This is a genomic window from Streptomyces sp. RG80, from assembly GCF_040446465.1.
Classification (GTDB): domain Bacteria; phylum Actinomycetota; class Actinomycetes; order Streptomycetales; family Streptomycetaceae; genus Streptomyces.
Genome location: NZ_JBEAAJ010000009.1, coordinates 169,435 through 185,711 on the forward strand (window position 1 = coordinate 169,435; position 16,277 = coordinate 185,711).

11 protein-coding genes and 1 tRNA gene are annotated in these 16,277 nt (G+C 70.7%); 5 read left to right on the forward strand and 7 right to left on the reverse strand.

Going from position 1 to position 16,277, the window contains the following annotated elements:
• The first annotated feature begins 182 nt into the window (after positions 1-182).
• The gene (locus ABKA17_RS30480) at positions 183-2,378 is read left to right on the forward strand and encodes an elongation factor G-like protein EF-G2 (protein WP_353695841.1); all 2,196 of its coding nucleotides are present in this window, start codon (positions 183-185) and stop codon (positions 2,376-2,378) included.
• Positions 2,379-2,597: 219 nt separating this feature from the next.
• Positions 2,598-4,253: an AbeC-like domain-containing protein gene (locus ABKA17_RS30485; protein WP_353695511.1), complete on the forward strand. Its 1,656-nt coding sequence runs from the start codon at positions 2,598-2,600 to the stop codon at positions 4,251-4,253.
• Positions 4,254-4,296: 43 nt separating this feature from the next.
• On the opposite strand, the gene ABKA17_RS30490 is transcribed toward ABKA17_RS30485, so the two are convergent.
• Positions 4,297-4,857, reverse strand: coding sequence for an HIT family protein (locus tag ABKA17_RS30490; RefSeq protein ID WP_353695512.1), 561 nt, complete (start codon positions 4,855-4,857; stop codon positions 4,297-4,299).
• 67 nt (positions 4,858-4,924) lie between these two features.
• On the opposite strand from ABKA17_RS30490, the gene ABKA17_RS30495 reads away from it, so the two are divergent.
• Positions 4,925-5,581 (forward strand): potassium channel family protein, encoded by a 657-nt coding sequence (locus tag ABKA17_RS30495; protein ID WP_353695513.1) that lies wholly within the window; start codon positions 4,925-4,927, stop codon positions 5,579-5,581.
• 31 nt (positions 5,582-5,612) lie between these two features.
• On the opposite strand, the gene thrS is transcribed toward ABKA17_RS30495, so the two are convergent.
• From thrS to ABKA17_RS30510, 3 genes are all read right to left on the reverse strand, one after another.
• A complete protein-coding gene (gene thrS / locus ABKA17_RS30500; protein WP_353695514.1) occupies positions 5,613-7,589 on the reverse strand; it encodes a threonine--tRNA ligase in 1,977 nt (658 codons plus the stop codon).
• A gap of 91 nt (positions 7,590-7,680) precedes the next feature.
• Positions 7,681-8,919, reverse strand: coding sequence for a hypothetical protein (locus ABKA17_RS30505; RefSeq protein ID WP_353695515.1), 1,239 nt, complete (start codon positions 8,917-8,919; stop codon positions 7,681-7,683).
• Complete coding sequence (locus ABKA17_RS30510; protein ID WP_353695516.1) at positions 8,916-9,482, reverse strand: DUF4365 domain-containing protein; 567 nt, start codon at positions 9,480-9,482, stop codon at positions 8,916-8,918. Before ABKA17_RS30510 ends, ABKA17_RS30505 begins: the two co-directional genes overlap by 4 nt.
• A 168-nt stretch (positions 9,483-9,650) precedes the next feature.
• Between ABKA17_RS30510 and ABKA17_RS30515 the strand changes: the two genes are divergently transcribed.
• Complete coding sequence (locus ABKA17_RS30515; protein WP_353695517.1) at positions 9,651-10,379, forward strand: 3'-5' exonuclease; 729 nt, start codon at positions 9,651-9,653, stop codon at positions 10,377-10,379.
• 56 nt (positions 10,380-10,435) lie between these two features.
• Here the strand turns inward: ABKA17_RS30515 and ABKA17_RS30520 are convergent.
• Together ABKA17_RS30520 and ABKA17_RS30525 are read right to left on the reverse strand one after the other, a co-directional pair.
• Positions 10,436-10,507 (reverse strand) — tRNA-Val (locus ABKA17_RS30520).
• Between the two features lie 39 nt (positions 10,508-10,546).
• A complete protein-coding gene (locus tag ABKA17_RS30525) occupies positions 10,547-10,993 on the reverse strand; it encodes an SRPBCC family protein (protein WP_353695518.1) in 447 nt (148 codons plus the stop codon).
• Positions 10,994-11,043: 50 nt separating this feature from the next.
• On the opposite strand from ABKA17_RS30525, the gene ABKA17_RS30530 reads away from it, so the two are divergent.
• A complete protein-coding gene (locus ABKA17_RS30530) occupies positions 11,044-13,413 on the forward strand; it encodes an SCO7613 C-terminal domain-containing membrane protein (protein WP_502994425.1) in 2,370 nt (789 codons plus the stop codon).
• A gap of 65 nt (positions 13,414-13,478) precedes the next feature.
• Here the strand turns inward: ABKA17_RS30530 and ABKA17_RS30535 are convergent, their stop codons facing one another.
• The gene (locus ABKA17_RS30535) at positions 13,479-16,214 is read right to left on the reverse strand and encodes an exo-rhamnogalacturonan lyase family protein (protein ID WP_353695520.1); all 2,736 of its coding nucleotides are present in this window, start codon (positions 16,212-16,214) and stop codon (positions 13,479-13,481) included.
• Positions 16,215-16,277: the final 63 nt, after the last annotated feature.

Here is a 16,277-nt window from a genome sequence, read left to right on the forward strand (position 1 = left end):
GGGCACTCGCGCCCCATGTCACGGGCCCGTGGCATACGGGTAACGGCGCGATCGCGTCCGCTGTATGGACGCACCGTGACGGGAGTGGAAAGCTCGAAGAACCGCGGGCGTCACCGGAGCCGCCTACGCGGATCCGCATGTCCGCGCCCACAGTGACCTCACCGTGCACGGGAGGCAAGGCCATGGGCGACAAGGCGAACGCACACCCCGGAGCCGCCGGCAGGGCAACAGCGGCCGACCACCCCGCGTCCGTACGGAATGTGGTGCTGGTCGGCCACTCCGGATCGGGCAAGACGACATTGGTCGAAGCCCTCGCGCTGACAGCGGGGGCGGTGAACAGGGCGGGCCGTGTGGAGGACGGCGGCACCGTCTCCGACTACGACGACATCGAGCATCGGCAGAACCGCTCGGTACAGCTCTCCCTGGTGCCCGTCGAATGGGACGGCATCAAGATCAACATCCTCGACACCCCCGGATACGCCGACTTCGTCGGGGAACTGCGGGCCGGTCTGCGAGCCGCGGACGCGGCCCTTTTCGTCGTCTCGGCCTCCGACGGCGTGGACGGCTCGACCCGCATGGTGTGGGAGGAGTGCGCGGCCGTCGGCATGCCGCGCGCGATCGTGATCACCCACCTGGAGGCCGCCCGCGCGGACTTCGAGGAGATGACGCGAACCTGCGCGGAGGCGTTCGGCGGCGACGACCCCGACGCCGTCCTGCCGCTGTATCTGCCGCTGCACGGCCCGCAGGGGCCGGACGGGCACGCGCCCGTGACCGGTCTGACCGACCTGCTGTCGCAGAAGCTGTTCGACTACTCCTCCGGTGAGCGCAAGGAGTCCGAGCCGGGCGAGGACCAGCTGCCGGAGATCGAGGAGGCCCGGAACCGGCTGATCGAGGGGATCATCTCGGAGAGCGAGGACGAGACCCTCATGGACCGCTACCTCGGCGGCGAGGAGGTCGACGTCAAGACGCTGATCGAGGACCTGGAACGGGCCGTCGCGCGCGGGGTCTTCCACCCCGTCCTGGCCGCCGCCCCCGCGGCCGAGGGCGCCAAGCAGGGGCTCGGCACGGTCGAGGTGCTGGAACTGATCACGCGGGGCTTCCCGACGCCGTTCGAGCACCCCACACCGGGCGTCACCACCATCGACGGCAAGCCGCGCGAGGTGAAGGCCTGCGACACCGACGGTCCGCTGGTCGCGGAGGTCGTGAAGACGTCCTCCGACCCCTACGTCGGCCGGGTCTCTCTCGTCCGCATCTTCTCCGGCACCCTGCGCCCCGACGAGACGGTGCACGTCTCCGGACACGGTCTGGCCGACCGGGGGCACGAGGACCACGACGTCGACGAGCGGGTCGGCGCGCTGTCCACCCCCTTCGGCAAACAGCAGCGTCCCGTGACCCACGCCATCGCCGGCGACCTGGTGTGCGTGGCCAAACTGAGCCGGGCGGAGACCGGCGACACCCTCTCCGCCAAGGACGACCCGCTCCTGATGGAGCCCTGGGAGATGCCGGACCCGCTGCTGCCGCTCGCCATCCAGGCGCACAGCAAGGCGGACGAGGACAAGCTCTCGCAGGGCCTGTCCCGGCTGGTCGCCGAGGACCCGACGATGCGGCTCGAACAGAACCAGGACACCCACCAGGTGGTCCTGTGGTGTCTGGGCGAGGCCCACGCCGACGTGGCGCTGGAGCGGCTGCGCAGCCGGTACGGCGTCCAGGTCGACGTCGTACCGCACAAGGTCTCCCTACGGGAGACGTTCGCCGGCAAGTCGGCGGGGCGCGGGCGGCATGTGAAGCAGTCCGGTGGCCATGGGCAGTACGCCATCTGCGAGATCGAGGTGGAGCCGCTTCCGGGCGGTTCGGGCATCGAGTTCGTCGACAAGGTCGTCGGTGGCGCGGTGCCACGGCAGTTCATCCCGTCGGTCGAGAAGGGCGTGCGGGCCCAGGCCGCCAAGGGAGTCGCGGCCGGCTACGCGCTCATCGACGTGCGCGTCACGCTCCTGGACGGCAAGGCGCACTCGGTGGACTCCTCGGACGCCGCGTTCCAGACGGCCGGCGCGCTCGCGCTGCGGGAGGCGGCGGCCGACGCGAAGATCCATCTGCTGGAGCCGGTGGCCGAGGTGAGCATCCTGGTCGGCGACCACTACGTCGGCGCCGTGATGAGCGACCTGTCCGGGCGGCGCGGCCGGGTGCTGGGCACCGAGCAGACCAGCGGGAACCGCACGGTCGTCAAGGCCGAGGTGCCGGAGATCGAGATCGGCCGGTACGCCGTCGACCTGCGCTCCCTGTCGCACGGCACGGCACGCTTCAACCGCTCCTACGCCCGGCACGAACCGATGCCGGCGCAGATCGCCGAGAGGATCCGTGAAGAGGCGCGCGACGCCTAGGAGTTGACGCGGGAACACGTCGGAGGCTTTTGCGGAACGCTCCCCTCCGAGTCGGCGGGCGGCTTCGGCCGTCCGCCGACGAAATGTCAGTGGCGACATATACGCTGATGGCAGTGATCAAGTCGGGCCCGGATCGCGGGACGGCCTGATCAACAGGTGTGCGGGGCAAGGAAGTCGGGAAGGCCGCAGGAGCGACAGTGGCGGCGATCGGGGGCGGGAATGACCGTTGACAGCGGTTACGCGGACATCTTCGGTCCGCAGGTGCCGCGCACGGGCGACGAGAGTCAGACGGCGACCTTCGCGCTGGCCTCGGCGGCCTACCGGGACAACAAGGTCGACGAGATCCTCAAGGCCAACAGCGAGTGGCACGAGACGACCGTCAAGGCCGGCAAGCTCAAGCTGTTCGCGCCCAACCTCGGCGAGGCCTTCTCACAGGCCGTGGTCAACCGCATGATCGGCCCGGGCCGCAAGCCCCTGATCCAGTCCTTCGGCACCGAGCCGCAGGTCGTGGTCGACCACTGTCTGGCGGCCAACAACATCCGCAAGGACCGCGACCGGCTCCTCAGCATGGTCATGGTGGTCTGCGGTCTTCTGGCGCTGCCCGGACTCCTCCTGTGGCTGCTCGTGTTCCAGATCCGCACGACGATCGCCAAGGGCGAGAACAAGCAGGCGGGCGCGCTGGCCACCGCCCTGCTGGTCGGGGTGGGCGCGCTCGCCGTGATCTTCCTGATCCGTATGCCGTTCACGGGCTTCTGGGCCTGGTACGCGCGAGCGGCGGTCATCGCACCCGTGGTCGGCTGGTTCTGGGCCAAGCAGATCTGCGAGCGCACCGCGAGGGACCTGCGGGGCCGCTGGGACAGTCTCGTCGCCGGCAGCAGCGTCGGCGCCAAGGTCCCCGAGGCGGTGCCCAGCAGCCCCGGTGAGACCGCGGCGGAGCAACTGCGCCAGTCCCTGGCCAAGATGAGCGCCGAGCAGCAGTCCAACTCGGTCTTCTACGCCGGTCCCAAGGGCATACTCGGCATGGGCACCCGCTGGGGCAGCTGGCAGCTCGCCGAGGACCTGGTGGCGGCCGACGCGAGCCGGGAGATCCATCCCTTCCGCAGCTGGGACGTCATCCGCTCCATCCACGACCAGTTGCGCATGCTGGAGCGCAACACCATCAACACCGGCGGCTTCCCGAAGGCGTCCATACAGCACTGGATCGTCACGCCGGTCGCCGAGGGCGCCAAGGCGGTGTCGCGTCCGGAGGGCACCGACGTCGAGGCGTACCGGATCAAGTCGCACGCCATACAGGACATCTGCAACAAGCAGCAGTTCGGCAGCGGCGACCGGCACTACCTGGGCGTGCAGTGGGTGCTGTGGGACGGCCAGCTGGTCCTCACCATGCTGGTCACCGTGACCGTGCTGCACCAGACGCTGCGCATCGAGGTCACCGGCCATGCCCTGGGCCCGGTGAACCCCCTGTTCATGAACAAGCCGGAGGCGCCGACGAAGGAGGTCACCAAGTCGTTCAAGCCGTGGGAGACCCGCAAGGTGAAGCTCCCGCTGGTCGACAGCGACGAGGTGGTCCGTCTCTCCGTCCGCGCCCCGATCTCCTGGTACCCGCCCCTGCTGAACTGGCTCGGCGGGACGATCGTCCTCCCCGAGCCCTTCGGCCTGCGGCACGTGTGGGCGGACAAGCCCTGGCGGCACCGCTTCATGGCCGACGACGCGATGCGCGCCGCAACGCCCGTCCTGCGGGTCGTGCACGCGGCGGCGATCCGGGTCCTGGAGGAGAACGGCGTGGACACGGAGAAGTTCGGCAACCGCTCGTCGTTCCTCAGTACGGCGGTGCAGGACCCGTCGCCGAGGAAGGCCGACCTCTACGACGCGTAGGACCGCGGTGCCCTCGTGACAGCGAGGGCACCGTCGTGGCGGCTCAGGCCGAAGGCCAGGCCTCTGCCAGCATCTTCCGGGTGTCCGCCAGCAACTGCGGCAGCACGCGCGTGTGGCCCACCACCGGCATGAAGTTCGTGTCGCCGCCCCAGCGCGGGACGATGTGCTGGTGGAGGTGGGCGGCGATGCCTGCGCCGGCCACCGTGCCCTGGTTCATCCCGATGTTGAAGCCATGGGCACCGGACGCGGTGCGCAGCGCGGTCATCGCCTGCTTGGTGAGCGCGGCGAGCTCGACGGTCTCCGCGTCGGTGAGGTCGGTGTAGTCGGCGACATGGCGGTAGGGCACGACCATGAGGTGGCCGCCGTTGTACGGGTACAGATTGAGCACCGCGTAGACCTGCTCACCGCGCCGGACGATCAGACCGTCCTCGTCGGACTTGGCCGGGATGGAGCAGAAGGGACATCCGTCGTCGGCGCCCGGGCCGGTCGGCTTGTTCTCGCCCTGGATGTAGGCCATCCGGTGGGGCGTCCACAGACGCTGGAACGCGTCCTGGGTCCCCACTCCCCACTGCTGCTCCGGCTCACTCGTCATGCAGTGCAGCATATGGCGTCGCCCGTTCGCGGCGTGTCGCCGGGGTTCCGGCGAAACCGCCCGGGGCCAAGCTGGGACGGTGGACGACGACAGCCCCAAGGCCCGCTGGGAGCGGCGCACCGAGGTCCCCCTCGCCGTGGCGTCACTGGTGTTCCTCGCCGCGTACGCGATCCGGGTCCTGGCCCCCGGTCTGCCCGACGGCTGGCGGGACCTGTGTCTCGTGGTGACGCTGGCCGCCTGGGCGCTGTTCGCGGCCGACTACGCGGTGCGCTGGCGGCTCAGCGGGCAGCGGCTGCGCTTCGTACGGACGCACTGGCTGGACACCGTGGTGCTGGCGCTGCCCCTGTTGCGGCCGTTGCGCGTGGTCAGGCTGTACGAGGCCGTGCAGCGCCGGCACGGCCGCCCCCGGCTCGCGCTGCACGCGCGCGTGATGGTGTACGCCGGGCTGTCGTCCCTGCTGCTCGGCTTCGCGGGCGCGCTGGCCGTCTACCAGCAGGAGCGCGGGGCGCCGGGGGCGTCCATGACGAGCTTCGGCGACGCCGTGTGGTGGACGTGCGCCACGCTGGCGACGGTCGGCTACGGCGACATCGCCCCGGTCACCCCGGTCGGACGGCTGATCGCGGTCGGCATGATGGCCATCGGGCTGGCCCTGCTGGGCGCGGTGACGGGCACCTTCGCCTCCTGGCTGCTCCAGGTGTTCGCGCGGGAGGACGACGAGAGGCCCCCGGGAAGCTGAACCTCCCGGGGGCCTCCGTGCGATCTGTGGGTCAGACCTGCGCCCGCTCCTCCACGACCTTCGCGATCTTCGCGATGGCCTCGTCGAACGGGATGCCGTTCTCCTGCGAGCCGTCGCGGTAGCGGAAGGAGACCGAGCCGCCCGCCATGTCCTCGTCGCCCGCGATGACCATGAAGGGCACCTTCTGCTTCTGGGCGTTGCGGATCTTCTTCTGCATCCGGTCCGAGGAGGAGTCCACGTCGACCCGCAGACCCTGCTTCTTGGCCGCGGCCGCGAACTTATCCAGGTACTCCACGTGCGCGTCGCCGATCGGGATGCCCAGCGCCTGGACCGGGGCCAGCCAGGCCGGGAAGGCGCCCGCGTAGTGCTCCAGGAGCACCGCGAAGAACCGCTCGATGGAGCCGAACAGCGCGCGGTGGATCATGACCGGGCGCTGCTTGGAGCCGTCGGGGCCCGTGTACTCCAGGTCGAAGCGCTCGGGCAGGTTGAAGTCGAGCTGGATGGTCGACATCTGCCAGGTGCGGCCGATGGCGTCCTTGGTCTGCACGGAGATCTTCGGGCCGTAGAAAGCGGCGCCGCCCGGGTCGGGAACCAGGGGCAGGCCCTGCTTCTCGGCCACCTGACGCAGCGTCTCCGTGGCCTCCTCCCAGACCTCGTCCGTGCCGACGAACTTCTCCGGGTCCTTGGTGGACAGCTCCAGGTAGAAGTCGGTCAGGCCGTAGTCGCGCAGCAGGCCGAGGACGAAGGTGAGCGTCTTGTCGAGCTCCTCCGACATCTGCTCACGGGTGCAGTAGATGTGCGCGTCGTCCTGCGTGAAGCCCCGCGCACGCGTGAGGCCGTGCACGACGCCGGACTTCTCGTACCGGTACACGGTCCCGAACTCGAAGAGGCGCAGCGGCAGTTCACGGTAGGAGCGGCCGCGCGCGTCGAAGATCAGGTTGTGCATCGGGCAGTTCATGGGCTTGAGGTAGTAGTCCACGCCCTCGTCGAGCTGCATGGGCGGGTACATGCCGTCGGCGTACCAGTCCAGGTGCCCGGACGTCTCGAAGAGCTTCCCCTTCGTCGCGTGCGGGGTGTAGACGAACTCGTAGCCCTCCTCCTCGTGCCGGCGGCGCGAGTAGTCCTCCATGACCCGGCGGATGATGCCGCCCTTGGGGTGGAAGACGGCGAGGCCGGAGCCGATCTGCTCCGGGATGGAGAACAGGTCGAGTTCGTTGCCCAGCTTGCGGTGGTCGCGCTTCTCGGCCTCGGCGAGGAAGTCGAGGTGCGCCTTGAGCTCGTCCTTGGAGGGCCAGGCGGTGCCGTAGATGCGCTGGAGCATCGGGTTCTTCTCGCTGCCGCGCCAGTAGGCGGCCGCGTTGCGCATCAGCTTGAACGCGGGGATGTTCCGGGTGGTGGGCAGGTGGGGACCGCGGCAGAGGTCCTTCCAGCACAGGTCGCCGGTCTTGGCGTCGAGGTTGTCGTAGATCGTCAGCTCGCCGGCGCCGACCTCGACGTCCGCGCCGTCGTCGGAGGAGGCGGAGCCCTTGAGGCCGATCAGCTCCAGCTTGTACGGCTCGGCGGCGAGTTCCTCGCGGGCGTCCTCGTCGGTCACCACACGACGGGAGAAGCGCTGTCCGCGCTTCTGGATCTCCTGCATCTTCTTCTCGATGGCCTTGAGATCCTCGGGCGTGAACGGCTTCTCGACGTCGAAGTCGTAGTAGAAGCCGTCCTTGACCGGCGGGCCGATGCCCAGCTTGGCCTCGGGGAAGAGCTCCTGCACGGCCTGCGCCATGACGTGTGCGGTGGAGTGGCGCAGGATGTCGAGACCGTCCTTGGAGGAGATCTCGACGCCCTCGACCTCGTCGCCCTCGGCGACCATGTAGGCGAGGTCCTTCAGCTCACCTGCCACGCGCGCGGCGATGATCGAGCGCTCGCCGGCGAAGAGCTCGGCGGCCGTGGTGCCCGTCGTCACCGTGCGCTCTTCCCGCTCGGAATCGCGTTGGATGATCACACGGACGTCTGACACCGGTCTCTCCTGACTGAAGGTGGGTGCGAGCGCCGTACTGTGAGCGCGCGCAAGAGGGGATCGTACCGACCCCGGGCCCACCTCCGCGAAATCAGTCCCCTCGGGGGGCCTCTCCGGGGCCCTCCCCGCAGGCCTCCTCGAAGAAGTCCAGATTCTCCTGGAGGGACTTCATGAGCCGGTCCCGCTCGGCCTCGTCCACCTGCACGGGCACGACCCCGCAGGCCCCGGTGAGCCTGCGGAAGCCGCCCCGGCTCTCCAGTCGCCCGTGCACCCGCACCGGCAGTCCGACGAGGTGCGCCTGCCCGGCGATGCGGTACGCCTCCTCGTCGAGCGTGAGCCGGATGTGCGGCACGTCGACGCCGGCGATCACCCGCAGCCGTACGCTGCCTTCGCCGCGCGGCCCCGACCTGCGCATCCGCACCACGGCACCGGTGATCCGCACCGGCACGGACGGCTCCTCGCTCAGGTAGCGGGCCCCGGCCTCGCGCAGCACGGGCAGGTCGCCCGGCGAGAACTCGACGGGCTCGACCCCGGTGGCGCAGTCGGCGGGCACCCCGGCGGCGGGCGCCCACTCCACGGCGATGCGCGCGCCCTCCGTGCCACGCACCAGGGCGATCAGCGCCTCGGTGAGCTCACGGCTGACGCCCGCCTCCACGGCACCGTCGAAGGCGTCCATGCCGCCGGTGGCCCGCTGGTAGTCGATGGCCTCGCGGGCGGCGTACAGGGCCTGGTGGAGGCGTACGGCGAGGGGGCGGCCGGTGCCGACGGGCACGAAGGCGGTCAGGCCGCCGCCGGTGGCGGTGCCGACGAGCACGCTCGCCATCAGGGTGGCGGCGGCACGGCGGTGCCGGGCGCCGTAGTACCCGGCACGCGCGCGTGTGGCCAGCGCGCCGGCGAGCAGCATCTGGCGGGCGGCGGCGCGCAGTTGTTCCTCGACGGCCCAGGGCGCGGTGCCCACCGGCCCGGTCGGTACGTCGCGCCACCAGCGGATCTCGTCGCTGGGCACGGCAAGCCCGACGAGGACCTCACGGGCGGAGGGCGTGCCACTGCGGGCGAGGGCGTCGAGGGCCTCGCCGAGCAGGTCGTCACTGTCGGGAAAGGCCCGGCTCTCGGGCACCAGCAGGCTGGTCCCGCCGGTCCCCGCGCCGGGCGGCGTCCAGCGGCCGTAGCGGCCGGGGGCACCGCCACGGCGCTGCCAGCCGTGCCGGTGCAGCAGGGCGCCGAGAACCGCGGGGTCGACCTCGTCGGGCTCGGGGGCACGGTCCCAGGCGGCGTCGGCGGGGTGCGGGCGCACGGGCCTCAGCACCTCCTCCATGGGCCGGTGGGTCATGGTCTGCCTCCCGTCCCGACCCGCGTCATGATCTCGCACAGCGCCCGGTCGTCGAAGATGCGTGAGGTCGGTATCCGCACGGTGGTCCGGGTCCGGCCGGTGATCGGGTGGCCGGCCAGGTTGACCCAGTAGCAGCAGTGTCTGAGGTCGAGCCGGTCGTGGCTGGCGCGCAGCCAGTCGTCCTGGGTCCGCGGCACGAGCATGACCACGAGGATCTTGTGCACCGAGACCGGGGTGCGGGCGAGCTTGCGCAGATGGTCGTTGTCGAGCGTGAAGGAGAAGAACCGTCCCGGCGGGTTCGGCGGGACCTGGTAGGTGCACTTGAGCTGCACCTTGATGGTCACCTCGTCGTCGACCGTGTGCCCGGGTGAGCCGTGGCTGACGTGCCAGTCGATGCCGTTGTCCGGAAAGGGCTGCGACAACGAGCAGCCGGCCGCCGCCGCGACGGCGTGCAGATAGCCCACCTGCAGGGTCTCCATGCAGGCGGTGGTGGCGAGTGTGCCGCGAAGGGGACCCGTACGTTCGGGCAGCAGCCCGCCCCGCTCGGGCTGCGCTATCGCCATGACCAACAGCCTTCCACGCTCGGTGAATCCGAACAGCGAGTCCCTGAACTGCAAAGACCCGTATTCCTGTTGTGTCCTTCCGGCGTACGCCGCAAACAGCCCGGGTATCACCAAACAGGCAGAAGACGGTGCGTCAGCTGCCGTGGGTGAGTGAGGGGTTGTGTAGGTATGACGTGCTGGTACGAAGGGCCCCTGGCCGCCTTCGACACGGAGACCACGGGCGTCGATGTCGAGACCGACCGGATCGTGTCGGCCGCCGTCGTCGTCCAGGACGCCCCGGGCACCCGGCCACGGGTGAGCCGGTGGCTGGTGAACCCGGGTGTTCCGGTGCCGGAGGCGGCGACAGCGGTGCACGGACTGACGGACGACCATCTCCAGCGCAACGGCCGCTGGCCGGCGCCGGTGATGTACGAGATAGCGGAGCAGCTGGCCGAACAGACCGCCGCGGGCCGTCCGCTGGTGGTCATGAACGCTCCGTTCGATCTGACCATCCTGGACCGGGAGTTGCGCCGCCATCGCGCCTCGTCCCTGGACCACTGGTTCGCGTCCTCGCCGCTGCTGGTGCTGGACCCGAGGGTCCTGGACAAGCACCTGGACCGCTACCGCAAGGGCCGCCGCACCCTGACGGACCTGTGCGCGCACTACGAGGTCACGCTGGACGGCGCGCACGACGCGGGCGCGGACGCGCTGGCCGCGCTGGATGTCGTACGCGCGGTGGGGCGCCGTTTCGCGGCGCGGCTGGAGCGGCTGAGCCCGGCCGAGCTGCACACCTTGCAGTCGGTGTGGCATGCGGCGCAGGCGCGCGGGCTCCAGGCGTGGTTCGCGCGCAGCGGCACCCCGGAGACGGTGGATCCGGCATGGCCCCTGCGTCCGGAACTGCCGGCCGCGGCGGCCTGAGAGGCAGCGCGCATAAAAGAAGCCGGTCCGCGTGACGCGGACCGGCTTTCTCCCGGTGGGCGATACTGGGTTCGAACCAGTGACCTCTTCGGTGTGAACGAAGCGCTCTCCCACTGAGCTAATCGCCCGGGAACGCACCGAACAATACAGGTCTCCGCGCCCTTCCTTCAAACCGCTTCCAAGTACGCGGCCAGGCCCCGCCGTCCGGCGCGCATCATCAGCCGGTGGTTGGCCCGGAAGACCGGCCGCCCCGGCACCGCGAGCCGCCGCAGCAGCGGCTTGTTCACGTCGACGACCTGGTCGTAGCCGGCGAGACAGCGGGCCCCGTCCCCGGTGATCGTCCAGCGCGCCCACCCTTCCAGGTCGCCGGTCATGGCGATCTCGAGCACCCCGGCCGCCCGGTCGCGGGTCACCTCGCGCGCGGTGAAGACGAGGTCGTACGGCAGGGTGGCCCGGATCCTGATGACGCCGGTGGTGTCGTCGAGCCGCTTCACCTCACGGACCTGCGGCCACCAGCGGGGATACTCCTCGGCCTGCTCCAGGGCGTCGTAGACGGCGGCGGGCGACGCGTCGAGGGCCCACTGCGTGCGGAAGCGGTAATGGGTCCAGTCCATACACAGAGTCTGCCCGCAGGGAGATGAGTACGTTCTGAGTACGCGCACTCATGCCCTACGACGTGACCCGGACCACACTCCATGGCATGACGCACATCCCACCCCCGGCCGAGGAGCTGCGGCTCCTGGACGCCGAGCTGTGGCAACTCGACCGTCGCCGGACCCAGTTGCTGGCCCGACGGGCGTGGCTCGTCGCCGCGCTCCAGCCCCGGCCGACCGAGCCGGCCCGCCCGGCATCGCCCCGCCCGGAGACCAGCGCGCCCGGCGTGCAGAACCTTCTCCTGCTGCTCGGCGGTGTCCTGCTCACCATCGCCGCGATGGTGTTCACGCTGGTCAGCTGGGGTCACCTGGGGATCGCCGGCCGTGGCCTGGTGCTCGGCGCGGTCACGCTGGCCGCGCTCGGCGCACCGCTGCTCCTGGTGAAGCGCGGGCTGCGCTCGACGGCCGAGTCGGTGGCGGGCCTGGGTCTGGCGCTGACGGTGCTCGACGCGTACGCGCTGTACGCCGTCTCCTTCCCGGATGCGGATGGCGCGGGCTACACGGCGGTCGCGTCGGCACTGCTGGCCGGGCTCTGGACGGCGTACGGACTGCTGCCGCGAGCGACCGAGCTGCGTCTGCCGCTGCCCGCGGCGCTGGCGGCGGTCCAACTCCCGCTGTTCTTCTGGGCGATCTCAGCCTCCGTGGGCGCCCAGGGTGTCACGGCCGCGCTGCTGGTGACGGCCGCGTTCGACACGGTTGTCGCGCTTCGATCGGCCCTCGTCCCGGTACGTGTCGTCGCCGCCGTCGGCGCGTACGGCCTGGGTGCCGTGGGCGCGCTGACGGCCGGCTGGCTGTCCTGGACGGCCTCCGGTCCGAGCGCCGCCGCCCGTGCGGCGGCGCTCATCCTCCTCGCGGCGGCGATCGCCCTGGGCGCGGCCTGGCGCGGCAACCTCGCCACGAGCCACGCCCTCGGCCTCGCCGTGACCTCCGGGCTCCTCGCGGTCGCCGCGACGGGTGGCGCGGTGCGGCCCTCGGTGCCGGACGCGTGGACAGTCCCGGTTCATCTCGCGTGCGGGATCGCCCTGTTGGCACTCGTACGGGCGGGCCGGCTGCCGGAGACGGTACGGAACGGGCTGGCCTGGTCCTCCGCCGCCGTACAGGGGCTCGCGGTGCTGTGGGCGCTGCCGCTCGTGGCGATCGCCCTGCTGGGGCCGGTCTCCTGGACGGCACAGGCGTGGTCCGGGGCGCCCGCGAACGCCCGTGCGGCGGTGACGCTGAACACGCCGTGGCCGCCGGACTCGGCGACGGCTCCGCTCGTCCTGGTTGCCGTCGCGGCGGTGCTCGCCCTGCTGGCCAGGAACACCGACCGGCGCCCCCTGGCCCTGAACGGCGCGCTGGTCCTCACCTGGGCCGCGGCGCTGACGCTCCCAGCGGTCCTGGAACTCCCCTACACCACGGGTCTGTTGACCCTGGGAGCCCTGACGGCGGTCGCCCTCGCCTCGCCGTACGGGCAGCCCACCGCCACGATCCTCGCCCTGGTCACCTCCGCCGACCTCGCCTTCACGGCCCTGGCCTCCCAGACGGCGACCCTGACCACGCTCTTCGCCCTCACGGCGTTCTTCGCGGCGGTCTCCTGGCGCCTCACCGCGGTCACGGCCCCGGCCGCCCTGTCGTACGCCACCGCGCTGGCCTGCGCGACGGGCGCGGCCGCGGACTGGCCGCCGCAGTACACCGCGCTGCTGGTCCTGGTGGTCCCGGTGGCCGCGGCCCTGATCGCACCGCGCGTGGAGGAGCGGATCCCCCTGGAGGTGGCGGGAGCCGTCGCCGGACTGCTCGCCATCGGACTCGCCGCGACCGACCTGCCGATGCTCGCCCTGGTCCTCGCCCTGTGCGGAGTGATCGCCGCGGGCACCGCGCTCCGCCCGGACCGCCGCCCCGTCGCCTACGCGGCCGCCGCCCTCTTCGTCCTGGCCACCTGGGTCCGCCTGGCGGCCTGGGACGTGACGACCCCCGAGGCCTACACGGTCCCGGTGACCGTCCCGGCCCTCGTCATCGGCTTCCTGCGCATGCGCCGCGACCCGCGGACCTCGTCCTGGACGGCATACGGCCCCGGCCTCGCCGCCACCCTCCTGCCGAGCCTCGCCGCGGCCTGGGGCGACACACACTGGACGCGCCCGCTGCTGCTGGGCCTGGCCGCGCTCTCGCTCACCCTCCTGGGAGCCGGCTACAGCCTCCAGGCACCGCTCGTCCTCGGCGGCTCGGTCCTGACCCTGGACGCCCTGCACGAACTCGCCCCGTACATCGTCCAGGTGACGGACGCACTCCCCCGCTGGGTACTTCCCGCCCTCGCCGGCCTCCTCCTGCTCGCCCTGGGAGCGACGTACGAGCAGCGAATCAGGAATGTCCAAAGGATGCGGGACATCCTGGGAAGGATGAGCTGACCCACCCAGGGGCGCGGGGAACTGCGCGACCAGCCACAACGGTCCCGCAGTTCCCCACGAACCTGTTACGGCATTTTGTCCCCGAGCAACGCCAGGTTCTCGATGGCGGCAAGGCCGTACAACGCGGTGTCATTCGTAGACACCCACGCCGCCTCACTACCCGGCACCAACGCCACCGGCCCGCTCAGCTCCTCCGTCTTCCAGGGCGCCGACTCCTTGTACCCGTCGGAGTTGTAGAACTTCTCCCAGGCCCGCTTGGCGAGCTTCGCGTCCCCGGTCTGTACGGCCGCGTACGCGTCGAGCCGCGAGTGGCCCTGGAACAGCAGCAGCGTGCCGAAGTTGGAGCCGTACCGCGCCGCCTGCTCGGCCTTGGTGGCGTTGAAGTAGCGGCAGTAGTCGAAGTACGCCTCGTTGAACTTCGGCATGTCGACGAGGTCGATCAGTTCGGCGCACAGCTCGTTGAGGCCGAACACGGCGGACAGGTGCGAGACACCGACCGCCGGCGCCGAGGCGACGGCGAACTTGCCCGTGTCGAGGTCGTACAACCCGGTGCCCTGTACGAAGCCGTTCGGCTGGGCGGCGATCGTCTCCATGGTCGACAGCACGCGCGCCTTGGCCTTCTCCCACTTGGGGCCCTTGCGCTCCCACTCGGTCAGCCACGCCGACACGAGTCCGCTCCAGTCGGTGCCGAAGCCGATCGACAGCGCGTGGCGGTCGGGCGTGTACGGCTCGGTGCGGATCTTGCGGATCGGGTCGAGGACGAGGAACGTCTCGTCGGAGTCGACGTTGGCGTGCATGAGGTCGCCGACGCGCTCGTCCGCGGTCAGGAAGTAGTAGTAGCGGCGGTACGTCGTGTTGGCGATGCGCTGCTGCTTGGCGCTGTCGGCGTAGTGCTGCACGCCGTGCCGGGTGCCGAGCCCGGCCCACTTGCCGAGGTGGTAGACGTCGACCTCACCGGTGTGCCGGGTCATCGCCTCGGCGAACCGGAAGATGTCCGCGCGGCCCGAGCGGAGGTACGCGAACCAGAGCCAGAGGTCCGGCGAGAGCTCGGAGTTGTCCCACGCGTAGCCACCGATGTCGTACCGCCACTGGTGCCTGACGGTGTCGTAGGTGTGCATGATGTCGCCGTAGTCCCAGAAGCCGTACCAACGGCGCTGCTCCACCTGGTCCTTGTAGTAGGTGAAGAGGAAGTCGAGGTGGTCCTCGATCTTCGCCTTGGCGGGCGTGGAGCGGTCGGGCTCGGAGTACAGGCCGGGGCCGAAGACCTGCGCCTTGATGAGCTGCTTGGGCGGCGCGGCGAGCTGCGGCAACACCCGTACGGCATCGACCTGTTCGGCGAGCTTGGCCGGGGTGGGGGTGGACTCGTTGGCCCAGAACAGCAGTTCCGAGGTACGGGCGATGCCGTACGGGGTGCCGAACTCGGGCTCGTAGTCCTCGTAGGTGATGTTGAGGCCCTCGAGCTGCTCGGCGAAGGTGTCCTGGCCCATGCCGTCGTGGTAGAAGCGCAGGTCCATGGGCTGCGCCTCGGGCGACCAGAGCCAGAGGGTGACCTCGGCCTCGTCGGTCTGGGCGTCGCGGATGTCGAGCTGGGCGGGGAACTTCTCCCAGAAGTCCCGCAGGCCGAAGGAGAGTCCGCCGCTGACGCCACCGACGTAACCGAAGCCGGAGGCCCGCTTGCCGCCGCCGGCGCCGATCCAGCCGTGGCCCTTCTTGGTGCGCTTGCGGAGCGTGAATCCGTCCGCCGACAGCTGGGAGAGGGTGTAGTCGCCCCACTCGGGGATGTACTGGAGACGGGTCGTGACGCGCTGGTCCCAGGTGGACGGGTCGGGCAGCTTCTCGCCCGCGTACTGGGCGGCCTGTACGGCGGCGCCCGGGTCGCGGCGCAGTCCGGTGATGCCCTTGACGGCCTCGCGCAGCAGACCGGTGCCGTCGCCGCCGATGCGGATGTGGCGGTCGTAGGACTGGTCGCGCATCGGCACGGTGAAGCGGACGCCGATGCCGCGGATGAAGTCGCCGCTGGCCTTGCCCGGCTCCTGGGTGCCGTCGAAGGTGATGGTGTGCACCATGCGGAAGGAGTCGGCGCCCGCGTAGAAGTAGAGCCGGATCGAGAACGGCAGCCAACTCCGGTTGCCCTTGCGGTGCTTGCCGTCGATACGGACGACCGCGCGGACCGGGCCGTCCTGCTCGACGGTGACGTCCGAGATGGCTCCGTCGAAGCGCTCGGTCTTGACCGCGCCCTGGTCCTCGTCCTCGATCTCGGGCTGGCGGATCAGCACGAGCTTGCCGTTCTTGGCGATCTCGGTGGAGCCGCGGGTGACCGATTTGATGAGCGTGGCGCCGGACTTGCCGATCTTCGCGGTGATGACACCGGTCGAGACCGTGATCGTGCCGCCGCTCTTGTCGACGGTGACCTTCTTCTCCGGTACGGCGGCCTCGCCCGCGGCGAGGGTGAGCTTGCCGTTGCCCGAACTGACCGCGTGGGCCGTCCACTTGAGCGAGCCGTCCGGCCAGTAGGCGATCGGCCAGGACTGTACGGGCACGGACTTGCCGTCCGCGTCCGTGATCGCGAAGGTCTGGTCCTCCTGGAAGGCACCCTTCGGCCAGGGCACACCGAGCGTGGAGCCGGGTGCGGCACCCAGCCCGCCGTCCTCCAGCCAGTCCAGGGTCACGGGGCTGTCGTCGGCCGCCGCGGCTCTCGGCGCGGCCTGCGCGTCCTTGGCCCCTAGCGCCCAGCTGAACTGTGCGGCGGCACCGGCGACGGCGGCCGCCTTGAGGAGGGACCTGCGGGGGATGGGAGACATGCTCTTTCCTTCCGTGCGGGATGCGAACAGCTGGTCAGGGGCATGACAGGGAGAGGTACGACG